At 48.5% G+C, this 16,519-nt stretch carries 18 protein-coding genes, 1 pseudogene and 1 riboswitch; of the genes and pseudogenes, 3 read left to right on the top strand and 16 right to left on the bottom strand.

The genetic code is table 11. The features are described from left to right. Positions 1-75: 75 nt before the first annotated feature. Entirely contained in the window at positions 76-402 is a 327-nt protein-coding gene (locus CW734_RS07285) for a YuzD family protein (protein WP_101190012.1), read from the top strand. Positions 403-773: 371 nt separating this feature from the next. Here CW734_RS07285 and CW734_RS07280 read toward each other — a convergent pair whose 3' ends face one another. Further along, on the bottom strand, positions 774-1,841 hold the full coding sequence (locus tag CW734_RS07280) for an NAD(P)/FAD-dependent oxidoreductase (protein ID WP_101190011.1): 1,068 nt from the start codon (positions 1,839-1,841) through the stop codon (positions 774-776). Positions 1,842-1,992: 151 nt separating this feature from the next. Between CW734_RS07280 and CW734_RS07275 the strand changes: the two genes are divergently transcribed. Then, a complete protein-coding gene (locus CW734_RS07275; RefSeq protein WP_068868765.1) occupies positions 1,993-2,229 on the top strand; it encodes a YuzB family protein in 237 nt (78 codons plus the stop codon). A 22-nt stretch (positions 2,230-2,251) separates the two neighbouring features. Here CW734_RS07275 and CW734_RS19645 read toward each other — a convergent pair whose 3' ends face one another. The 10 genes from CW734_RS19645 to CW734_RS07235 form a co-directional block, all read right to left on the bottom strand. Next, positions 2,252-2,545 carry an HAD hydrolase-like protein gene (locus CW734_RS19645; RefSeq protein ID WP_332871034.1) on the bottom strand — a complete coding sequence of 98 codons (294 nt, stop codon included), beginning with the start codon at positions 2,543-2,545 and terminating at the stop codon, positions 2,252-2,254. After that, entirely contained in the window at positions 2,524-3,024 is a 501-nt protein-coding gene (locus CW734_RS19640; protein WP_332871033.1) for an HAD-IIA family hydrolase, read from the bottom strand. The genes CW734_RS19645 and CW734_RS19640 overlap by 22 nt, the downstream gene beginning before the upstream one ends. Next, a complete protein-coding gene (locus CW734_RS07265) occupies positions 3,011-3,469 on the bottom strand; it encodes a DUF86 domain-containing protein (RefSeq protein WP_101190010.1) in 459 nt (152 codons plus the stop codon). The genes CW734_RS19640 and CW734_RS07265 overlap by 14 nt, the downstream gene beginning before the upstream one ends. An 83-nt stretch (positions 3,470-3,552) precedes the next feature. Continuing rightward, entirely contained in the window at positions 3,553-3,876 is a 324-nt protein-coding gene (locus CW734_RS07260; protein WP_101190009.1) for a YutD family protein, read from the bottom strand. Positions 3,877-4,050: 174 nt separating this feature from the next. Then, positions 4,051-4,173 carry a methionine/alanine import family NSS transporter small subunit gene (locus CW734_RS18270; RefSeq protein WP_145990591.1) on the bottom strand — a complete coding sequence of 41 codons (123 nt, stop codon included), beginning with the start codon at positions 4,171-4,173 and terminating at the stop codon, positions 4,051-4,053. Positions 4,174-4,185: 12 nt separating this feature from the next. Next, entirely contained in the window at positions 4,186-5,730 is a 1,545-nt protein-coding gene (locus CW734_RS07255) for a sodium-dependent transporter (protein WP_101190008.1), read from the bottom strand. A 199-nt stretch (positions 5,731-5,929) separates the two neighbouring features. After that, positions 5,930-7,504 carry a Na+/H+ antiporter NhaC family protein gene (locus tag CW734_RS07250; protein ID WP_101190007.1) on the bottom strand — a complete coding sequence of 525 codons (1,575 nt, stop codon included), beginning with the start codon at positions 7,502-7,504 and terminating at the stop codon, positions 5,930-5,932. 109 nt (positions 7,505-7,613) lie between these two features. Continuing rightward, positions 7,614-7,794: riboswitch (Lysine riboswitch) on the bottom strand. Positions 7,795-7,947: 153 nt separating this feature from the next. Next, the gene (locus CW734_RS07245; RefSeq protein WP_332871032.1) at positions 7,948-9,207 is read right to left on the bottom strand and encodes a bifunctional metallophosphatase/5'-nucleotidase; all 1,260 of its coding nucleotides are present in this window, start codon (positions 9,205-9,207) and stop codon (positions 7,948-7,950) included. Between the two features lie 13 nt (positions 9,208-9,220). Beyond that, complete coding sequence (locus CW734_RS07240; RefSeq protein WP_101190006.1) at positions 9,221-10,051, bottom strand: sulfite exporter TauE/SafE family protein; 831 nt, start codon at positions 10,049-10,051, stop codon at positions 9,221-9,223. After that, a complete protein-coding gene (locus tag CW734_RS07235; protein WP_101190005.1) occupies positions 10,051-10,911 on the bottom strand; it encodes a DUF72 domain-containing protein in 861 nt (286 codons plus the stop codon). Before CW734_RS07235 ends, CW734_RS07240 begins: the two co-directional genes overlap by 1 nt. Positions 10,912-11,062: 151 nt before the next feature. Between CW734_RS07235 and CW734_RS07230 the strand changes: the two genes are divergently transcribed. Beyond that, positions 11,063-11,740 (top strand): DNA alkylation repair protein, encoded by a 678-nt coding sequence (locus tag CW734_RS07230; RefSeq protein ID WP_101190004.1) that lies wholly within the window; start codon positions 11,063-11,065, stop codon positions 11,738-11,740. 57 nt (positions 11,741-11,797) lie between these two features. Here the strand turns inward: CW734_RS07230 and CW734_RS07225 are convergent, their stop codons facing one another. The 5 genes and pseudogenes from CW734_RS07225 to sufD all read right to left on the bottom strand — a co-directional run bounded on the left by CW734_RS07225 (position 11,798) and on the right by sufD (position 16,511). Beyond that, positions 11,798-11,983 (bottom strand): hypothetical protein, encoded by a 186-nt coding sequence (locus tag CW734_RS07225; RefSeq protein WP_101190003.1) that lies wholly within the window; start codon positions 11,981-11,983, stop codon positions 11,798-11,800. Positions 11,984-12,133: 150 nt separating this feature from the next. Then, the gene (gene sufB, locus CW734_RS07220; RefSeq protein ID WP_101190002.1) at positions 12,134-13,531 is read right to left on the bottom strand and encodes a Fe-S cluster assembly protein SufB; all 1,398 of its coding nucleotides are present in this window, start codon (positions 13,529-13,531) and stop codon (positions 12,134-12,136) included. Positions 13,532-13,551: 20 nt separating this feature from the next. Next, positions 13,552-13,992, bottom strand: a complete 441-nt coding sequence (sufU, locus tag CW734_RS07215; RefSeq protein ID WP_101190001.1) for a Fe-S cluster assembly sulfur transfer protein SufU — start codon at positions 13,990-13,992, stop codon at positions 13,552-13,554. Further along, positions 13,982-15,207: pseudogene (locus CW734_RS07210) on the bottom strand (cysteine desulfurase). Before CW734_RS07210 ends, sufU begins: the two are co-directional and overlap by 11 nt. Next, a complete protein-coding gene (sufD, locus tag CW734_RS07205) occupies positions 15,207-16,511 on the bottom strand; it encodes a Fe-S cluster assembly protein SufD (RefSeq protein WP_101190000.1) in 1,305 nt (434 codons plus the stop codon). The pseudogene CW734_RS07210 and the gene sufD overlap by 1 nt, the downstream one beginning before the upstream one ends. Positions 16,512-16,519 lie beyond the last annotated feature (8 nt).

Genomic DNA, 16,519 nt, shown 5'->3' with positions numbered 1-16,519 from the left:
ACTCCTTTCATTACAATCATTATAATGTGAATAAGCACAAAAAGCCAATAATGAATTTCCAGGAGGCCAATATCCATGACAAAAATCCCGAACATCGAAGTTTACGGAACCGACCAGATCTGCGCCAGCTGTGTAAATGCCCCGTCGTCCAAGGATACCTACGAATGGCTCGAGGCCGCCATCTCGAGAAAATACAAAGACCAACCATTTTCAATAAGCTATATCGATATTGAGAAACCGCTGCAAGATGCCAAGCAGCAAGAGTATGCGGAGCGCATCTTGGAAGATGAATTTTTCTACCCGCTTGTGCTAATCGAAGGCGAAGTGGTCGGTGAAGGCTATATTCAATTGAAGCCTGTCTACCAGGAACTCGAGAAACACGGCTTTGCCGCTGCTGAATAAATAAAAAAAGCGCTTAGGGGAGCGCTTTTTTCCAGGCTGTCGAGAAAGGTAAGAAGTCGTATTTTCCGAAGCTTATCGCTCGCTTTCCGTGGGCTCGCGCCCAAGCCTCCTCAGCCGCTTCGCGTCTTGCGGGGTCTCGGTCGTCTCGCTAATCCACAGGAAAGATAAAGTCGACCTACGGGAGACATTATCTTTGCGAAAGTAATGCGCAGCATTATTGAGCAGAAGGGGTTACGAGCGAACGCTTCTCCAAATACTTAGATTGATCACTGATTTTTGAATGTTGTAAAGATATTCTCCTTTTAATTCATAATGGGTTGATAGACTTCTTCAACACTCTGAAAAAAGCGCTCCGGGGAGCGCTTTTTTCTTTACCCATTATGCCATTTGTACATCCACAAGACGCCCGATTTCATCAAACGCGCAATGCGTCCGGTGACGGTGCGGTCTGCGAGGTAGGCAAAGCCTTGTTTTTTCCCGAGCGAGCCGAGGAAGCCTTTTAGCTTGATCTCTGGCATTGTTTCAGGCAATTCCTCGCCTTTCCATTTCATGCGCAGCACTTTGACGATCTGTTCGGCTTGTTCTTCCGCCAGCTGTGCAGAAGGCGCCATCGGAAGTGCCGCACAATCGCCGACGACATAGACATTTTCATCGTTCGGCAATTGGTGGTATTGGTTGATGATGATGCGCCCACTGCCGTCGCTTTCCAGATTCAAGTCGCGTACCGGCTTGACCGGCTGGATACCCGCCGTCCAGACGACTGCGTCGACCGGAATCGTTTCTTCGTGGTTGTGGAGAAGGTTCGGCTCCACTTTCGTGATGTTCGAATTGGACACGACATCAACGTTATTATTATCGAACCATTTCTTGACGAAATTGCTGAGACGTTCCGGGAAGTCGCGCAAAATCCGCGGGCTGCGGTCGAACAGCTTGATTTGCAGGTCACTGCGGCTTTCGCGTAGTTCACTGGCGAGTTCGATGCCGCTAAGCCCAGCACCGACGACGCCGACAGTCGCGCCTGATTTCAATCCAAGCAAGGCTTCATAGGTTTTCCGCGAGTTGCCGATAGTTTGGATGCTGTAGGTGAATTCATCTGCCCCCGGAACACCGTGGTATTTATCGATACAGCCGAGCCCGATGATCAATTCATCGTATGCGATGCGCTGGCCATCTTCGAGGAAGATGCATTTTTCCTCAAGGCCGATTTCCCGAATCTCGCCATTGACGATTTTCAGGCGTTCGTGCTCCGGAAACGGCACACGCACTTCCTGGTCGGATTCGGTCCCTGCAGCCAGGGCGTAAAACTCAGTTTTCATACTGTGAAAAGGTGTACGGTCAATGAGAATAATTTCCATATCCTGCGGGAAATTATTCGGCAAGAGCCGAAGCAAGACCCGCATATTGCCGTAGCCGCCACCTAGTAAGACTAATTTCTTCATAAAATTCTCCTTTAGCCCGTCATTCTGCTCTTGATTCCAAATATGAGTATAGCTGATTGTGATAACTTTCACAATCCTTTCCGGGCAAAATCAATTAATTGACGGTTGCACGGAAACACGTTAGGATTTCCTAGTAGTGAGGTGAGCTGGAATGAACCCGATTATAGAATTTTGCATGAGTAATCTCGCCAATGGTTCAGAAGAGTCTTTTGCAAAATTAGAACAGGACCCGAATTTGGACGTGCTCGAATATGGTTGTTTAAGCTACTGCAGCCAATGTGCCGAATCCTTGTTTGCACTCGTGAACGGTGAAATTGTGGAAGCGGACAGCCCTGAAGAGCTGACCAAGAAAATATATGAGTTCATAGAAGAAAACCCGTTATTTTAAGCCGCCTTTTGGACGGCTTTTTTTAATGCTTCCAAAAACTGAGGTTCTCTAGCATGTGCGTCGCAGGATGGTCTTTTTGCATAACGGCATCCATCGGGGTCACTCCAGTGTTGACATGGACAGTATCAATACCGAAGCGGATGCCCGCTTGAATATCGGTGTCATAATTATCCCCGATCATCACCATTTCCCCTTTCTCGAATCCCCATTCATGCTGGATGGCTTCGAGCATATGGATTTCCGGCTTGCCGATAAATACCGGGTCGACGTCTGCCGCTTTGGATACGACAGCTGTTATGGCCCCGTTGCCTGGCAAAACCCTTCTTCCGTTGGATATGCCAAGTCCTGGTTGGTCGACAAGAATACTGCTCCTCTTTGCACCTCAAGGCAAGCGCGCGATAGTTTCTCGTAAGTAATCTGTGGGTCGAGCCCCATCAGGACGATGTCTGCCTGTTTCTCGACGCAGTCGATTCCTTCCGCATCAAGCGCTTCCTTCAAGCCATCTGAACCGATCAGGTAAACCGTGCGGCCCGGGTACCAACGCTTGATGTATTTTGCCGCCGCGACCGCTGATGACATAATGCGCGATTTATCGGCATTGACACCGACCCTTTTCAGCTTTTCATATAATTGCCCTTGCGTTTTGGAGGCGTTGTTCGTGACATAAAAAGCTTCGATGCCTTGTTGTTGCAAGCGGCTGACAAATTGCGCAGCTTCCTGAACCGGCGCCTCGCCCCGGTACACCGTACCATCCAGATCCAGGCAATACGCCTTATAGCGCTTAATTTTTTCCATTGTCGTTCTCCGGAATGAACGCAGAGACCGGCCCAAGTTCATGTTCAAGATAATGGGCCACTTTAGGGCCGAATTGTTTCAGGCTGTCTAACTGCGCATCCATTACGCGCTTGATTTCTGTATGGTCGACCGCAATGAATTCTCGTACAAGCATCTTGCGCAGGCCGACGAGTTCTTTCAAGGGCTGGTCCATTTCTTCGGTGATCACTTTTTCATCCACCAATATATCGATGATATCTTCGTAACTACCCGGATCGCGCATAATAAAACCATCGATCATTGAATTCCCGACATCGATCACCGCTTCAATCGCCCCGAGTGCCAGACGCTCCAAAGCCAATTGGTCTTTCAACGAATTCCACTGGCCATTCTCTTCATATAAAGCGATGAGCGCATCCATATACGTGATGGCTTCCTTGATTTTTCCGCGGTCGATAAAATACATAATGAGTCCCTCCATTTTGCTGTTTCTCGCTGTTGCGTTTCTTCTCTATCATATCATATGGGCACAAAAAAACCCCCAGCGGCTTAATCCGCCTCGGGGGGTTCCGGTTGTTCCTGCACTTCTGGTTCCGGCGCTTTTCCAGCCTTTTTCAAGACGAAGTAAGAGCAGCCGAAATTGCAGTATTCATATAAATAATCCTGTAGCGTGCTGATCTTCGTGTCATAGCTTGCTTTGTTATTGCTATCTTCAAAAAAACCTTTAAGGCGAAGCTGCCCGTATCCCCAGTCGCCCAGGATGTAATCGTATTTGGCCAGAATATCACTGTACCTGTTCTGGAATGCTTCTTCCTGAAATCCTTCGCGATGATCCTCGATCACCTCGTAATTCCACTTTTCAATTGTGATCAATGTCCTCACCACCCATACCTAGTAATGACAAAAGCCTGGGCCCGCATCATCCTGCTTTACCTGCTTACATCCTGCTTCAAATGTATCACACCAAGGCTTTGTGGACAAGCTGTGCTATCGTCGCATAAGTAAACAAAAAACCTCCAGCAAGCGTTCTGCCAGAGGTTTTCCATTTTATCCTAAGTCTTCTGCTTTGTTTGCTTTGCTCGATCTTACAGCGTGGAAAATGCTCGCTGCAAGCCCTCCCCAGAGGAGGATCATACCGATAATCATAACTACAATCGCGCTAACTGACATGTCGATCCCTCCTTATTCTTTTTCTCGTGCTGGATGCTCGGAATGCTCATCGTAATAGCGATAGTTTTTATGCCATTTGCCGAGCGAGAACAAAATCCCGAAGAGCAGAGCGCCCGCTGCGACGGCTACGCCGCCGAACAATGTGAACATATTCGAATAGCCTTCATAGTTCCCTGTTTCCGTTTCGAATTGCTGGAAAATATTTAGGCGCAGCAAGCCGAACATCATATAGCCAAGAACGATCGGAGTGATGACGCCCAAACTGAATTTCCACCAGCCACCAAGCCGGATATCGGAAATTGCATTGGCATGCTCTTGAAGGTCTCCTGTTTTGCGCAGAATCCATACTACCATGATAACTTCTACGAGGCCAAGAGCCGCTACACCGAATTGGTTGATGTAGTAATCAGCGATATCCAGGAAGAACAATCCGCCCTGCGTAGCAAAAAGTATTGAAATCAATGCTGCAAGACCACCGCCGAAGGCAACCGCTTTTCTGCGTGAAATCCCAAACTTCTCAGTAAAACCTGCGACATATGTTTCTGTGATCGACATAAGAGATGTCAATCCAGCAAGTGTTAGTGATAGGAAGAACAAGAAACCGAACAGCCCGTTCATGCCCGGGAATTCATTGATGATTGCCGGGAACACCACAAAAGCGAGCCCTACGCCAGCTGATGCAACATCCGCCACAGCTACACCAGATTGGGTCGCCATGAAACCGAGTACCGCAAACACCCCGATACCTGCCAGCAACTCAAAACTTGAGTTTGCAAAAGCGGTAATGAAAGCATTGTTAGTGATATCCGATTTTTTCGGAAGATAGCTGGAATAAGTAATCATGATTGCAAAAGCAATCGATAGACTGAAGAAAATATGCCCATAGGCCGCAACCCACACGGTTGGATCCATTATGGCGTCGAAATTCGGGCTGAAGAATGCATCCAGTCCGAGCATTGCCCCATCAAGCGTAACCGCACGGATAACGATGATGGTAAAGATGATGACCAAAGTCGGAATGAAAATCCGGTTCGCCATCTCGATTCCTTTTTTAACGCCTGCAAGCAAGATGCCCAGCGTAATGACCCAAACAAGAACTAACGGAATAAAGATTCCCCAGACGATTCCCCCCGTCTCGCCTGGTGACACCGTTAGTTGGAGAAAATCATTGAATAAGAAAGCTTCTGTATCCTCTCCCCATGCCTGATTGAATGAAAACAAGGTATAACGCATTGCCCAAGCAATGATGACTGCGTAATACACCGATATGACGAACGAAACGAATATTGCCCACCAACCGAGCCATTCAGATTTTTTCCCGCTCATTCTAAAGAATGACAATGGCGCTGATCCGCGATAACGATGGCCTATAGTGAATTCCAGAATCAAAATTGGAATCCCGGCAGTTAAAAGTGCGAACAAATAAGGAATTAAGAAAGCTCCACCACCATTTTCATATGCTACATACGGGAATCGCCAAATATTCCCTAAACCTACTGCTGAACCGACCGCCGCCATGATAAAACCGGCTCTCGTTCCCCATGTAGAACGTTCCATTTCTCTTCCCCCTTTGTTGTAAACTTCCAATTTTTTAACAGAAAAATAGGAAGTTTGTTTATATTCAGATTATTTTGGAATCTAAATTTAGTATAACTAGGACCCTGTTCAAAGTAAAGATAATTTCTGAAAATTTTTCAAAAAAACTATTATGACAATAATAAAAAGCCGGAGATAGAATATCTCCGGCTTTCAAATCTTAGTTCTGTTCATGTTTTTCCATTAAGGTTGTGCGCTTAGACCAGAAAACGAATAGTATTGCCAAGGTGATGGCCACCGCTCCAAGAGCCAATGGCAAGGAGCCGGTGAAGCCTATGACGATATACCCTACTGCTGCAATCGCTGCAGAAGTCAATGCATACGGAAGTTGCGTGACCACATGGTCCATATGATTGCTTCCTGCGCCTGTTGACGACAAAATCGTCGTATCCGAGATCGGTGAACAATGATCTCCAAATACTGCCCCTGCCAATACAGCCGAAAAGGAAGCAAGCAATAGTTCCGGTTCTGCCTGAATCATGATCGTGCCGGCAATCGGCAGCAAGATCCCAAACGATCCCCAGGAAGTGCCCGTCGAAAATGCCATGACGCCAGCTAACAAGAACAATAGGACCGGCAAGACACTCGTTGGCACATTGCCACGAGCCACAGCATCAGCCAAGAAAGTACCTGTTTCCAACGCATCAATCAAATACGTTAGCGACCAGGCAAAGATTAGGATGAAGACAGCGCCCGCCATCGATTGGATTCCCGCCCAGATGCCTCTGGCGATCCAATGCGCTTCTGCCGCTTCATTGCGCTTGATTTGCATCGCATACAAGACGATTGCAGCGAGCGCCCCGATCAACCCACCGGCAAGCAAGGACAAAGGAACATCCGTGTTTTCAAAAATGAGCCATATGTCAAATACTCTATCGGCATTTACATAACCCGTCCACATCATCGCTGCGACCGTTCCGACGATCAATAACAAGATCGGCAAGAGCAAATCGCGGACGCGGCCGTGTGAATGGCTCGGGAAATCTTCTTTCATTTCCCCAGGAATCACTTTATTTGGATTGAACAACTGGCCTTCTGTAATTGCCAGGCGTTCATGTTTTTTCATTTCCCCGAAATCCACATCACGGATTGCGACGAAGAACACGATGGCAAGTGCCGCGATGACGTAGAAGTTCATCGGTGCCATCCATAGGAACGCTTCCAGGGCAGAATAATCCAGGAAGGTCTGTCCAGCCAGGATCGTCCCGATGATGCCGATGATCGCAGCTCCCCAGCTGGATACGGGAGACACGACACAAATTGGTGCAGCAGTGGAATCGATGAAATAAGCTAGTTTTGCACATGATACTTTATAGCGGTCCGTAATCGGCCGTGCAACTTGCCCAACGGCCAATGCATTGAAATAATCATCAATGAAAATCAAAATGCCAAGAAATACGGTAACCAACTTCGCCCCGCGGCGTGTTTTCACGCGCGCAGATGCCCAATCGGCAAACGCATGGCTGCCTCCAGACAGGCTGACGAATGCTGTAATGACCCCTAGCAGCAATAAGAACAAGATGATGAAGACATTGTAAGCGTTAAAGCCTTCGTTCCAAAAGATCACCGCAAACGAAGTGAATAATTCATTCACTGCCTCAACCGGGGCAAACGATGTCAGGATAAGCGCAGCCGCTACGATGCCGACGCCGAGCGACAGCAATACACGACGCGTCAACAGCACCATCGCAATCGCGATAATCGGCGGCAGAATCGAAAAGATTGTATTTTCCATAATTAGATTTCCTCCTATTCATTTTGATGGTAAGGCTTAGACCAAAAAGCCGGCTTATCCAATGGATAAACCGGCTTCCTACAATTCGTCTGTGTGCACAAGCATCAAACAACCCTGTAGCTCTCCATCCGCAGTTAACTGCAAATGACAGTGGCATTCCTGTTCGAAATGTCCCCAATCGCCGCCCTTGACCCGGAGACGGTAATTTCGGCAAGCTTCCCTTTCGAATGCGGTCTACGCGGTCAAACTCGCACATTCTACTGATGAAGGCTGCAGCCTCTACCCATCGATATCTAATTCATAAAAAGCATAGCCCAAAAGCACTTGAAATCAACTAACAGTCCATTTTGAATGTTCCTTCTATTTAACAGTTTTCATGCGAAAATAATCACCAAAGACGTCACGCAGGAACTCAGGCATGAAATAGCTTTTCGGCGCACGCTTCAATGCCGGGAAAAATAGCCAAATGTAAACAGGTCAAGCGTCGCCAGCCGGTAGATGCGATCTGGGTCGGCAGGCTTGCCGCCGACCATCAATTGATGATCGTCCATAGCCATTCCGCTATGGATCATTCGGCCGAACACCGCTCCCCGAAAGCCCATGCCTTTGAGCTCGAGCTGCGGCCAGTCTTCGTTCAAGGATTGGAGGTAAATTTCCTTCAGCTCCGCGCCGCTGAGATCGATCACGCACGGATTGATCGGATGCGGCAGCATGCGGTGGAAATCATAGCGCGTCATCTCCCCTTGCGGCATATCTTCCATGAAAATGCCGGCATTGAACAATCCACAATCTGCCGAGGCGAACGAGACCAGTGCATCGCCAAACAGCTCAGCCATAGGAGAGGGCTTGAACCATTCAGCTTTCAAATGCTGTTCGTTGAAAAATACCGTCTCAGCCATTTGCTGCTTGCCGACGCCGACCAAGTATTCATTGAACCCTTCATCGGCTTCCGGCAACTGGTCGGTCTCGATCACTTCCGCTGTCATCTTGCGTGTCTTTATATCAATTTCAATATGGCCGATGTAATAGCCGAACTTGCCGGCTGCGCCGAGCAAGGTCCCGCCGATTTCTTTTCCTTGATGGAAGAGATGGTGGGTATGAGCCCCCAAAATGATGTCGAGTTCGGGGCATTCCGCTGCCAACAGTTCATCTTCCCGAATGCCGAGATGGGACATGCAGATAAGGAAATCGACCGATTGGCGGATTTCCGTCGCTTCCCGTTTGATGGCTTCCCTGCCGCTCGTCACTTGCCAACCGAGGCGGCGGTAAAACGGGGTGAATTCTGCAGTTGCAGCGATGAGCCCGATTTTCGTGCCATCATTCGTTACGATGATCTGATTCGGGCTTGCCCATTCTGGCTGCTTGCCGTCTAAGTCGAATAAATTAGCGACCACGACAGAAAAATCAGCCTGCACATATAATTCGTCCAGTTCTGCTTTGGACAGCGTAATCCCCTCGTTATTGCCGATGGTCACTGCATCATAACCTGCTTCATTGAGCAGCTGGACATTGCCTTTGCCGGCTGTGCCTTCCGTAAAAGGGTGCGAACGGTCAGCGTGGTCCCCAATATCGAGAACCAAACACACATCGCCCGCTTCTTCGTGCCAGCGCCTGCGCTCCGTCAGCAAGGATTTGATGCGGGGCCAGTGCGCAAAATGGCTATGCAGATCGTTCGTATGATAAATATGGATGATTTCACTCATGTCAAACACCTCATTATGAACTGAAAATTCCTTCGTAAATCGAGCGGAGCCCGAGTAATAATAATGCGAGCCGCAGCACGACAACCAGAGTCTCGGATTTGATGCTGCGGTTCAGCCTCGCCCCGATCTTCGCTCCGATATATGCTGAGGGGATGATGGCCAAGGTATAGATCCACGGGACATTGCCGAGCGAAATATGCGTGATGGAATTGACGATGGCCGACAGGAAGACCATCAGCATCGACGTTCCAACGGCTACGTGAGGCGGAAATAAAAATAACAGGATCATGGCGGGAACGAGGATCGAACCGCCGCCGATACCGAATAGCCCGGATGCAAAGCCGATGAAGAAGGTCAATGCGAGCGCGAACCATATCGGATAGCCGTAGACGTATTCCTGATCGGTTTTGCGGTCATAGAAACTTTGCTTTTTGCCGTTATCGACAAACCAGCTCACCGCCTTCAAGCGATCCCGGAGCAACAGGAGCAGCGATAAGCACACCAACAGCAGGCCGAAATATAATTGAAAGGACGGCACATCCAGACTGCGGTTGACGAGGGCGCCTAAAATCGTGCCCGGCGCACTGCCGAGAAAGAAAATGAAACCGCTCCGGTAATCGACAGTGCCCACTTTCATGTAGGCAATCGTCGAAGACAAACCGGTGAAAATCATCATGACGACCGAAAGCCCGACAATCTGTTGAGGGGATAAGTCTGGAAACAAGCTGACTGAAGAGCTGAGGAACAGCAGCACAGGCACCAAGATGACGCCTCCGCCAAGGCCGATGAGCGCTCCGACGACCCCTGAAGCAAGCCCGGTCACTAGAAGGATCACAAATACCATCAGAACCCGCCTTCGAACAGGTCAAGTTGTTTCGGGGATAATCCTTCAAAATGCAAATCGTTCAATTCCTGGAACTGTTTCGCATCGCCCGCTGCATGCCCGCCTGAATTATTGTTGAAAATCACATATACCTGCTCTGCCTGTCGTTCAAGACGCTTCACGGCCCGGCTGATCTCTTCTAGTTCCTCACGGTTATAATCGTATAGATAGCGCACTTCCCGCCATTTTTCGGCATTTCCGGGATTCAGCCAGCCGTGGACATTGCGCCCGTGCAGACGCAGCAGCACTTTGTCTTTGCGGCTGGACTCGGGGACAAGCGGAATGGAGCCATCCCCTGCCTGCGGCTCATCGCAGACCGAATGGATCAATCCATGTTCGCGAAGAAATTCCAGCGTCTTTTCTTTCATGCTGTCCGCATACCATGACTGATGGCGGAATTCGATCGCCAAGTCAAATTCTTGCAGCTCCGCGATGATCGCGCGTATTTCATCGACATGATCTTTCTGGCAGTCGAACCAGGGTGGAAATTGCAATAGCACCATGGCTAGCTTCCCTGCTTCTTTAAGCGGCCTGACAGACAACCTGTAAGCTTCGAACATCTCCTCGCGGGTGGCGAATGGATTCTCCCCGCGCTGATGCCCGGTCATGCCTTGATAAGCTTTTACGACGAACTGGAAATTGTCCGGCGTCTCGCGAATCCATTTGCTGATATTGCGCTCAGGCTGGACTGCATAAAATGAAGAATCCAGTTCCACAATCGGAAAATGCGCACTGTAATCGACCAATTTATCTTTTTGTTTCGACCCGGGGCTATACACATCTGGATGATCTCCCCAGCCCGTCAATCCAACATAAATCATCGCCCTGCCTCCATTTTCGTTATTATTTTATGATAGCATAGAACAAAACAGGCGTCCTTTTTGAGATTCGCTGAAGCACGCCAGGCGAAGCTCCCTATTTCGCACATGGTTACAATCACATATCAAGCCATTCTTTAGGAGGTTTTTGGAAATGAAAAAACCATGGAACACAGAGGCTCTTATCTCAAGCTTTGAGGACCATCGCAACCCGGAGCTTGCCGCTCCGATGGCCGCTTATATGAAACACAACTTCCCATTTTTAGGAATCCAGAAACCTCTGCGTACTGCGTTAATGAAAGAGCAGCTATCCACATATCTCCTCCCTGAAAAAGCACAATTGAAGTCCATTGTCCAAGCACTGTACGCACTGCCGGAACGCGAATTTCATTACGCAGCCATCGAATTGCTGGAACAAGCAAAAAAGGAACTGACTCCAGACGACTTGCCGTTTTTGCGCCTGCTGGTCGAATCCAATTCCTGGTGGGACAGTGTTGATGCCATCGCCCCCAAACTCGTCGGTCATATTGTGTTGCTTGACCGAACAACCACTGCACCGCTCCTTGTTGAGTGGGCACATGCAGAAAACTTATGGACCCAGCGCGCTGCAATTTTGCACCAACTGAAATTCAAGCAACGCACCGACACGGAAATGCTCGGCTCCATCATCTCTCTACATGCCGAATCCCGCGAATTCTTCATCCAAAAATCCATCGGCTGGGCTTTGAGGGAATACGCAAAAACCGATCCCATGTGGGTCTTGGACTTCGTCTCTGCCCATACGCTTCAGCCACTGAGCAAGCGGGAAGCTCTAAAACACATAAAAAAATAAGCTTCGGCATCCATGAAGAGACGCCAAAGCTTATTTTTTTAATTGGGCTGCAGGCTCTTAGAACAACCCGCCGAGCCCGCCGCCGCCGATTTTGGATTTAGCGAGTTCCATCAATTCGTTCTTTTCGTTTTCATCGATTTTGCCGTCGTCGTATGCTTGCTTGACTTGAGTGATGATTTCTTTCGCTTCTCCCATGTCAGCGTTGCTGATTTTCTCTTTTAATGCATCAAAAGTTTGGCTCATTAGAAAAATCCCTCCTCAATTTTTTGCTTCATCCTTTGTATACCCTTAGGAAAAACAGTAAAACGAAATTTATACAAATGAGGAAATCCACTCCTCCTAACCGGCATAAAAAATCCCCGGCATTTTCCATGCCGGGGATTGATTGATTGATTAACCGATTGAACCTTCCATCTCGAACTTGATGAGACGGTTCATTTCGACTGCATACTCCATCGGCAATTCTTTAGTGAATGGCTCGATGAAGCCCATGACGATCATTTCTGTCGCTTCCTGTTCAGAAACGCCACGGCTCATCAGATAGAACAATTGCTCTTCAGAGACTTTCGATACTTTCGCTTCGTGTTCAAGCGAAACGTTATCGTTCATGATCTCGTTGTAAGGAATTGTATCGGATGTCGACTGGTTGTCCATGATCAACGTATCGCATTCGATGTTCGAACGTGCGCCGTCCGCTTTGCGGCCGAAGTGCACGATTCCGCGGTAAGAAACTTTCCCGCCTTGTTTCGAAATCGATTTGGAAACGATCGATGAAGATGTATTCGGCGCCAAGTGGATCATTTTCGCGCCTGCATCCTGGTGCTGGCCTTTGCCGGCGATCGCAATCGACAATGTCATGCCGCGTGCGCCTTCGCCTTTAAGGAAGACTGCAGGGTATTTCATCGTCAATTTCGAACCGATGTTGCCATCGATCCATTCCATCGTGCCGTTTGCATCTACGAAAGCACGTTTCGTTACCAGGTTGTATACGTTATTCGCCCAGTTTTGGATTGTTGTATAGCGGCAATAAGCATCTTTTTTCACGATGATTTCAACAACTGCAGAGTGCAGTGAGTTCGTCGTGTAGACAGGAGCTGTACAGCCTTCTACGTAATGGACGCTTGCGCCTTCGTCGACGATGATCATCGTACGTTCGAATTGGCCCATGTTTTCCGAGTTGATGCGGAAATAGGCTTGCAGTGGCGATTCCACTTTGATGCCTGGCGGTACATAGATGAATGAACCACCCGACCAAACAGCCGTGTTCAAAGCAGAGAATTTATTGTCTGCTGCTGGAATGACTGTCTGGAAGTTTTCTCTGAAGAGGTCTTCATTTTCACGAAGTGCTGCATCAGTATCTTTAAAGATGATGCCCATCTCTTCCAAATCTTCTTTCATGTTGTGGTAAACAACTTCGGATTCGTACTGTGCAGAGACACCTGCAAGGTACTTCTGTTCAGCTTCAGGAATGCCCAGTTTATCAAACGTACGCTTGATTTCTTCAGGAACTTCATCCCATGAAGTCTGGCTCGCTTCAGAAGGTTTGACATAATACGTGATTTCATCAAAATCCAGCGAGTTCAAATCTCCGCCCCATTGCGGCATTGGCATGGAATAGAATAGTTTCAACGCTTTCAAGCGTGATTCGAGCATCCATTCCGGTTCTTCTTTAATCTTCGAAATTTCTCTGACAATGTCTTCCGTCAGACCGCGTTTTGATCTGAAGATGGAGACGTCCTTGTCATGGAACCCATATTTATAATCTCCGATTTCCGGCATTTTTTTCGCCATCGTCGTTCCTCCGTTCTCTGTTACGATTTTTCTTCGTCGTGCACACCTTTTTCCATGGCTTTCCACGCTAAGGTCGCGCATTTGATACGCGCCGGGAATTTAGATACACCTTGCAATGCTTCAATATCCCCAAGGTCCACTGAATCGTCGTACTCTTTGCCAAGCATCATGTCCGAAAAGATTCCGGACAGCTTCAATGCTGTATCTACATCTTTGCCTTTGACGGCTTGCGTCATCATGGAAGCAGATGCCATGGAAATCGAGCAGCCTTCCCCGTCGAATTTGGCGTCTTTGACGATGCCCTCTTCTACTTGCAGCGTCAATTGGATCCTGTCGCCGCAAGTCGGGTTGTTCATTTCGATATTGACACTGTCCTGTTCAAGCGCGCCCTTGTTGCGGGGCGTCTTGTAATGGTCCATGATCACTTGTCGATATAATTGATCTAAATTATTAAAAGACATCGCTAAAATACTCCTTTGCAGAACGCAAACCTTCCACTAGGCGATCGATATCCGATTCGTCATTATAAAGATAGAAGCTTGCGCGTGCTGTCGCTGTCACGTCAAGCCATTTCATCAATGGCTGTGCGCAGTGATGACCTGCTCTGACAGCGATGCCGCTCATATCGAGCACAGTCGCTACATCGTGGGGATGGACTTCTTTCAAATTGAAAGTGACGATCCCTGCACGTTTTGCTGGGTCTTTCGGGCCGTAAATCTCAAGCCCTTCAATAGCCGACATCTTGTCCATCGCGATGGCTGCCATATGGTGTTCATGTTTTTCGATTTCATCCAATCCGATTTCCTGCAGGAAGTCGATGGCCGCAGCCAGTCCGACTGCCCCAGCAATGATCGGCGTGCCGCCTTCGAATTTCCAAGGCAACTCTTTCCAGGTCGAATCGTATAATCCGACAAAGTCGATCATCTCGCCGCCGAACTCGACAGGCTCCATGGCTTCGAGCAAATGCTTTTTGCCATACAAGACGCCGATGCCGGTCGGGCCGACCATTTTGTGGCCGGAAAATGCGAAGAAGTCGCAATCCAAGTCCTGGACATCGATTTTCAAGTGAGGCGCAGCCTGTGCACCGTCCACCATCATGACAGCGCCATGTTCGTGGGCGATTTTCGCCACTTCCTTCACCGGGTTCATCGTGCCGAGCACATTGGATACATAAACCATCGACACAATTTTTGTCCGGTCGGTAATGGCTGCACGGACATTTTCAAGCGAGATGGTACCGTCTTCTTCGAGCTCGATGTATTTCAAGACAGCGCCGCGTTCTCTTGCCAGCTGCTGCCAAGGAATGATGTTCGAGTGATGCTCCATATACGTGATGACGATTTCGTCGCCTTCTTCCACATTGGCACGTCCATAGCTTTGTGCGACCAGTTGATCGCAGTCGTCGTGCCGCGGAGAAAGACGATTTCCTGCGTCGATCTGGCATTGATGAATTGCTGCACTTTCTCGCGGGCGCCTTCATATTTCTCTGTTGCCCGGTTGCCGAGCGTGTGGACGCCGCGGTGGACATTGGAATTATCAGACTCGTAATATTCTTTCAGCGCCTCGATGACTGGCGTCGGCTTCTGGGAAGTCGCCGCGCTGTCCAAATAGACGAGCGGATGTCCATTGATTTCCTGGTTGAGTATCGGGAAATAGCTCTTGATCTCTGGATTCATTAGCGGACTTTCCTTTCGATAACCTCCGTCAATTGCTTTTTAACGCCTTCGATTGGCAACACGTTTACAACCGGTGCCAGGAAGCCGTGAATAACAAGACGTTCAGCTTCTTGTTTTGTAATGCCTCGGCTCATCAAATAATACAATTGAAGCGGATCGACGCGTCCGACTGATGCCGCATGTCCTGCCGTTACATCATCTTCGTCAATCAAGAGGATCGGGTTCGCATCGCCGCGCGCTTTCGGGCTCAACATCAGCACACGTGATTCCTGTTCTGCGTTAGCTTTCGTTGCGCCGTGTTCAATTTTGCCGATGCCGTTGAAGATCGCAGAAGCGGAGTCTTTCATGACGCCGTGCTTCAAGATCTGTCCATCGGAATTTTTGCCCCAATGGATGACTTGAGTCGTGAAGTTCTGCTTTTGCGTGCCTCTTCCGACCACTACTGTTTTCGTATCGCCGACTGAATTATCGCCGATGAGGAACGTCGTGTTATCGGAAATAGTATCGCTATCGTTCATCATGCCGAGCGCCCATTCGATGCGTGCATCGCGCTGTGCTACTCCGCGGCGGTTCACATAAGTCGTGAATCCTTCAGCGAGTACGTCCACCGCACCGTAAGTGACAGACGCATTGTCTTCTGCAAATACTTCTGAAACGATATTCGCTTGGCCTTTTGCATTCGGTACTGTGGAAATATAGTTCTCCACGTAAGTTACTTCACTGCCTTTATCTGCAACAATCAATGCGTGATTGAACAGGGAAGCTTCCTCATTGTCATGCACGAAGATCGCTTGCACCGGATTCTTTATAGCAAGATTCTTTGGCACGTATAGGAACATCCCGCCATTTAGAAGCGCTGCATGAAGAGCCGTCAATTTATGTTCTTCAGCTTTGACTGCTTCTGTCATGAAATACTTAGCAACCAAATCACCGTGCTCACGGATCGCTGTTTGGATATCTGTCAAAATGACACCTTGTTGCTGAAGGTTCTTATCCAATGAAATATAAGCCGGTGTATTATTGTGCTGAATGTATAGATTTTTTTGATCAGTATCAACAATGGACTTTACCTGCTCCGGCAACTCATCCAATGACGCATAAGTTGAGCTTTCCACAGTATGGACCGGGAAGTCCGTGAAGTTCCAGTTGATGATTTTCGTTTTATCGGGTTTTGGGAGCGGCAACGCTTCGGCAGCAGCCAAAGCCTGTACGCGCAAGTTCGTAAATTCTTCTGGTTCTGAGTGCGAAGCCGAGAAGGAGCGTACATCCTGCTCGGTCATCGTTAGTTTTGTTTCAACCGTCACGTTAGTCT

Origin of the sequence: Planococcus sp. MB-3u-03 (genome assembly GCF_002833405.1) — a bacterium.
Classification (GTDB): Bacteria; Bacillota; Bacilli; order Bacillales_A; family Planococcaceae; genus Planococcus.
The sequence above is the reverse complement of the archived record's forward strand: the minus strand, read 5'-3'. Positions and strand labels throughout refer to the sequence as shown.

What these genes read in the sequence shown, in the direction of transcription:
- CW734_RS19640 (WP_332871033.1), bottom strand. Translation starts at nt 3,024, where the DNA reads ATGGAAAAAATTAAGCGCTATAAGGCGTATTGCCTGGATCTGGATGGT.
- CW734_RS07235 (WP_101190005.1), bottom strand. Translation starts at nt 10,911, where the DNA reads ATGATTTATGTTGGATTGACGGGCTGGGGAGATCATCCAGATGTGTAT.
- CW734_RS07285 (WP_101190012.1), top strand. Translation starts at nt 76, where the DNA reads ATGACAAAAATCCCGAACATCGAAGTTTACGGAACCGACCAGATCTGC.
- CW734_RS07240 (WP_101190006.1), bottom strand. Translation starts at nt 10,051, where the DNA reads ATGGTATTTGTGATCCTTCTAGTGACCGGGCTTGCTTCAGGGGTCGTC.
- CW734_RS07245 (WP_332871032.1), bottom strand. Translation starts at nt 9,207, where the DNA reads ATGAGTGAAATCATCCATATTTATCATACGAACGATCTGCATAGCCAT.
- CW734_RS07255 (WP_101190008.1), bottom strand. Translation starts at nt 5,730, where the DNA reads ATGGAACGTTCTACATGGGGAACGAGAGCCGGTTTTATCATGGCGGCG.
- CW734_RS07250 (WP_101190007.1), bottom strand. Translation starts at nt 7,504, where the DNA reads ATGGAAAATACAATCTTTTCGATTCTGCCGCCGATTATCGCGATTGCG.
- CW734_RS07280 (WP_101190011.1), bottom strand. Translation starts at nt 1,841, where the DNA reads ATGAAGAAATTAGTCTTACTAGGTGGCGGCTACGGCAATATGCGGGTC.
- CW734_RS18270 (WP_145990591.1), bottom strand. Translation starts at nt 4,173, where the DNA reads ATGTCAGTTAGCGCGATTGTAGTTATGATTATCGGTATGATCCTCCTC.
- CW734_RS07265 (WP_101190010.1), bottom strand. Translation starts at nt 3,469, where the DNA reads ATGTATTTTATCGACCGCGGAAAAATCAAGGAAGCCATCACGTATATG.
- CW734_RS07275 (WP_068868765.1), top strand. Translation starts at nt 1,993, where the DNA reads ATGAACCCGATTATAGAATTTTGCATGAGTAATCTCGCCAATGGTTCA.
- sufB (WP_101190002.1), bottom strand. Translation starts at nt 13,531, where the DNA reads ATGGCGAAAAAAATGCCGGAAATCGGAGATTATAAATATGGGTTCCAT.
- CW734_RS07230 (WP_101190004.1), top strand. Translation starts at nt 11,063, where the DNA reads ATGAAAAAACCATGGAACACAGAGGCTCTTATCTCAAGCTTTGAGGAC.
- sufU (WP_101190001.1), bottom strand. Translation starts at nt 13,992, where the DNA reads ATGTCTTTTAATAATTTAGATCAATTATATCGACAAGTGATCATGGAC.
- CW734_RS07225 (WP_101190003.1), bottom strand. Translation starts at nt 11,983, where the DNA reads ATGAGCCAAACTTTTGATGCATTAAAAGAGAAAATCAGCAACGCTGAC.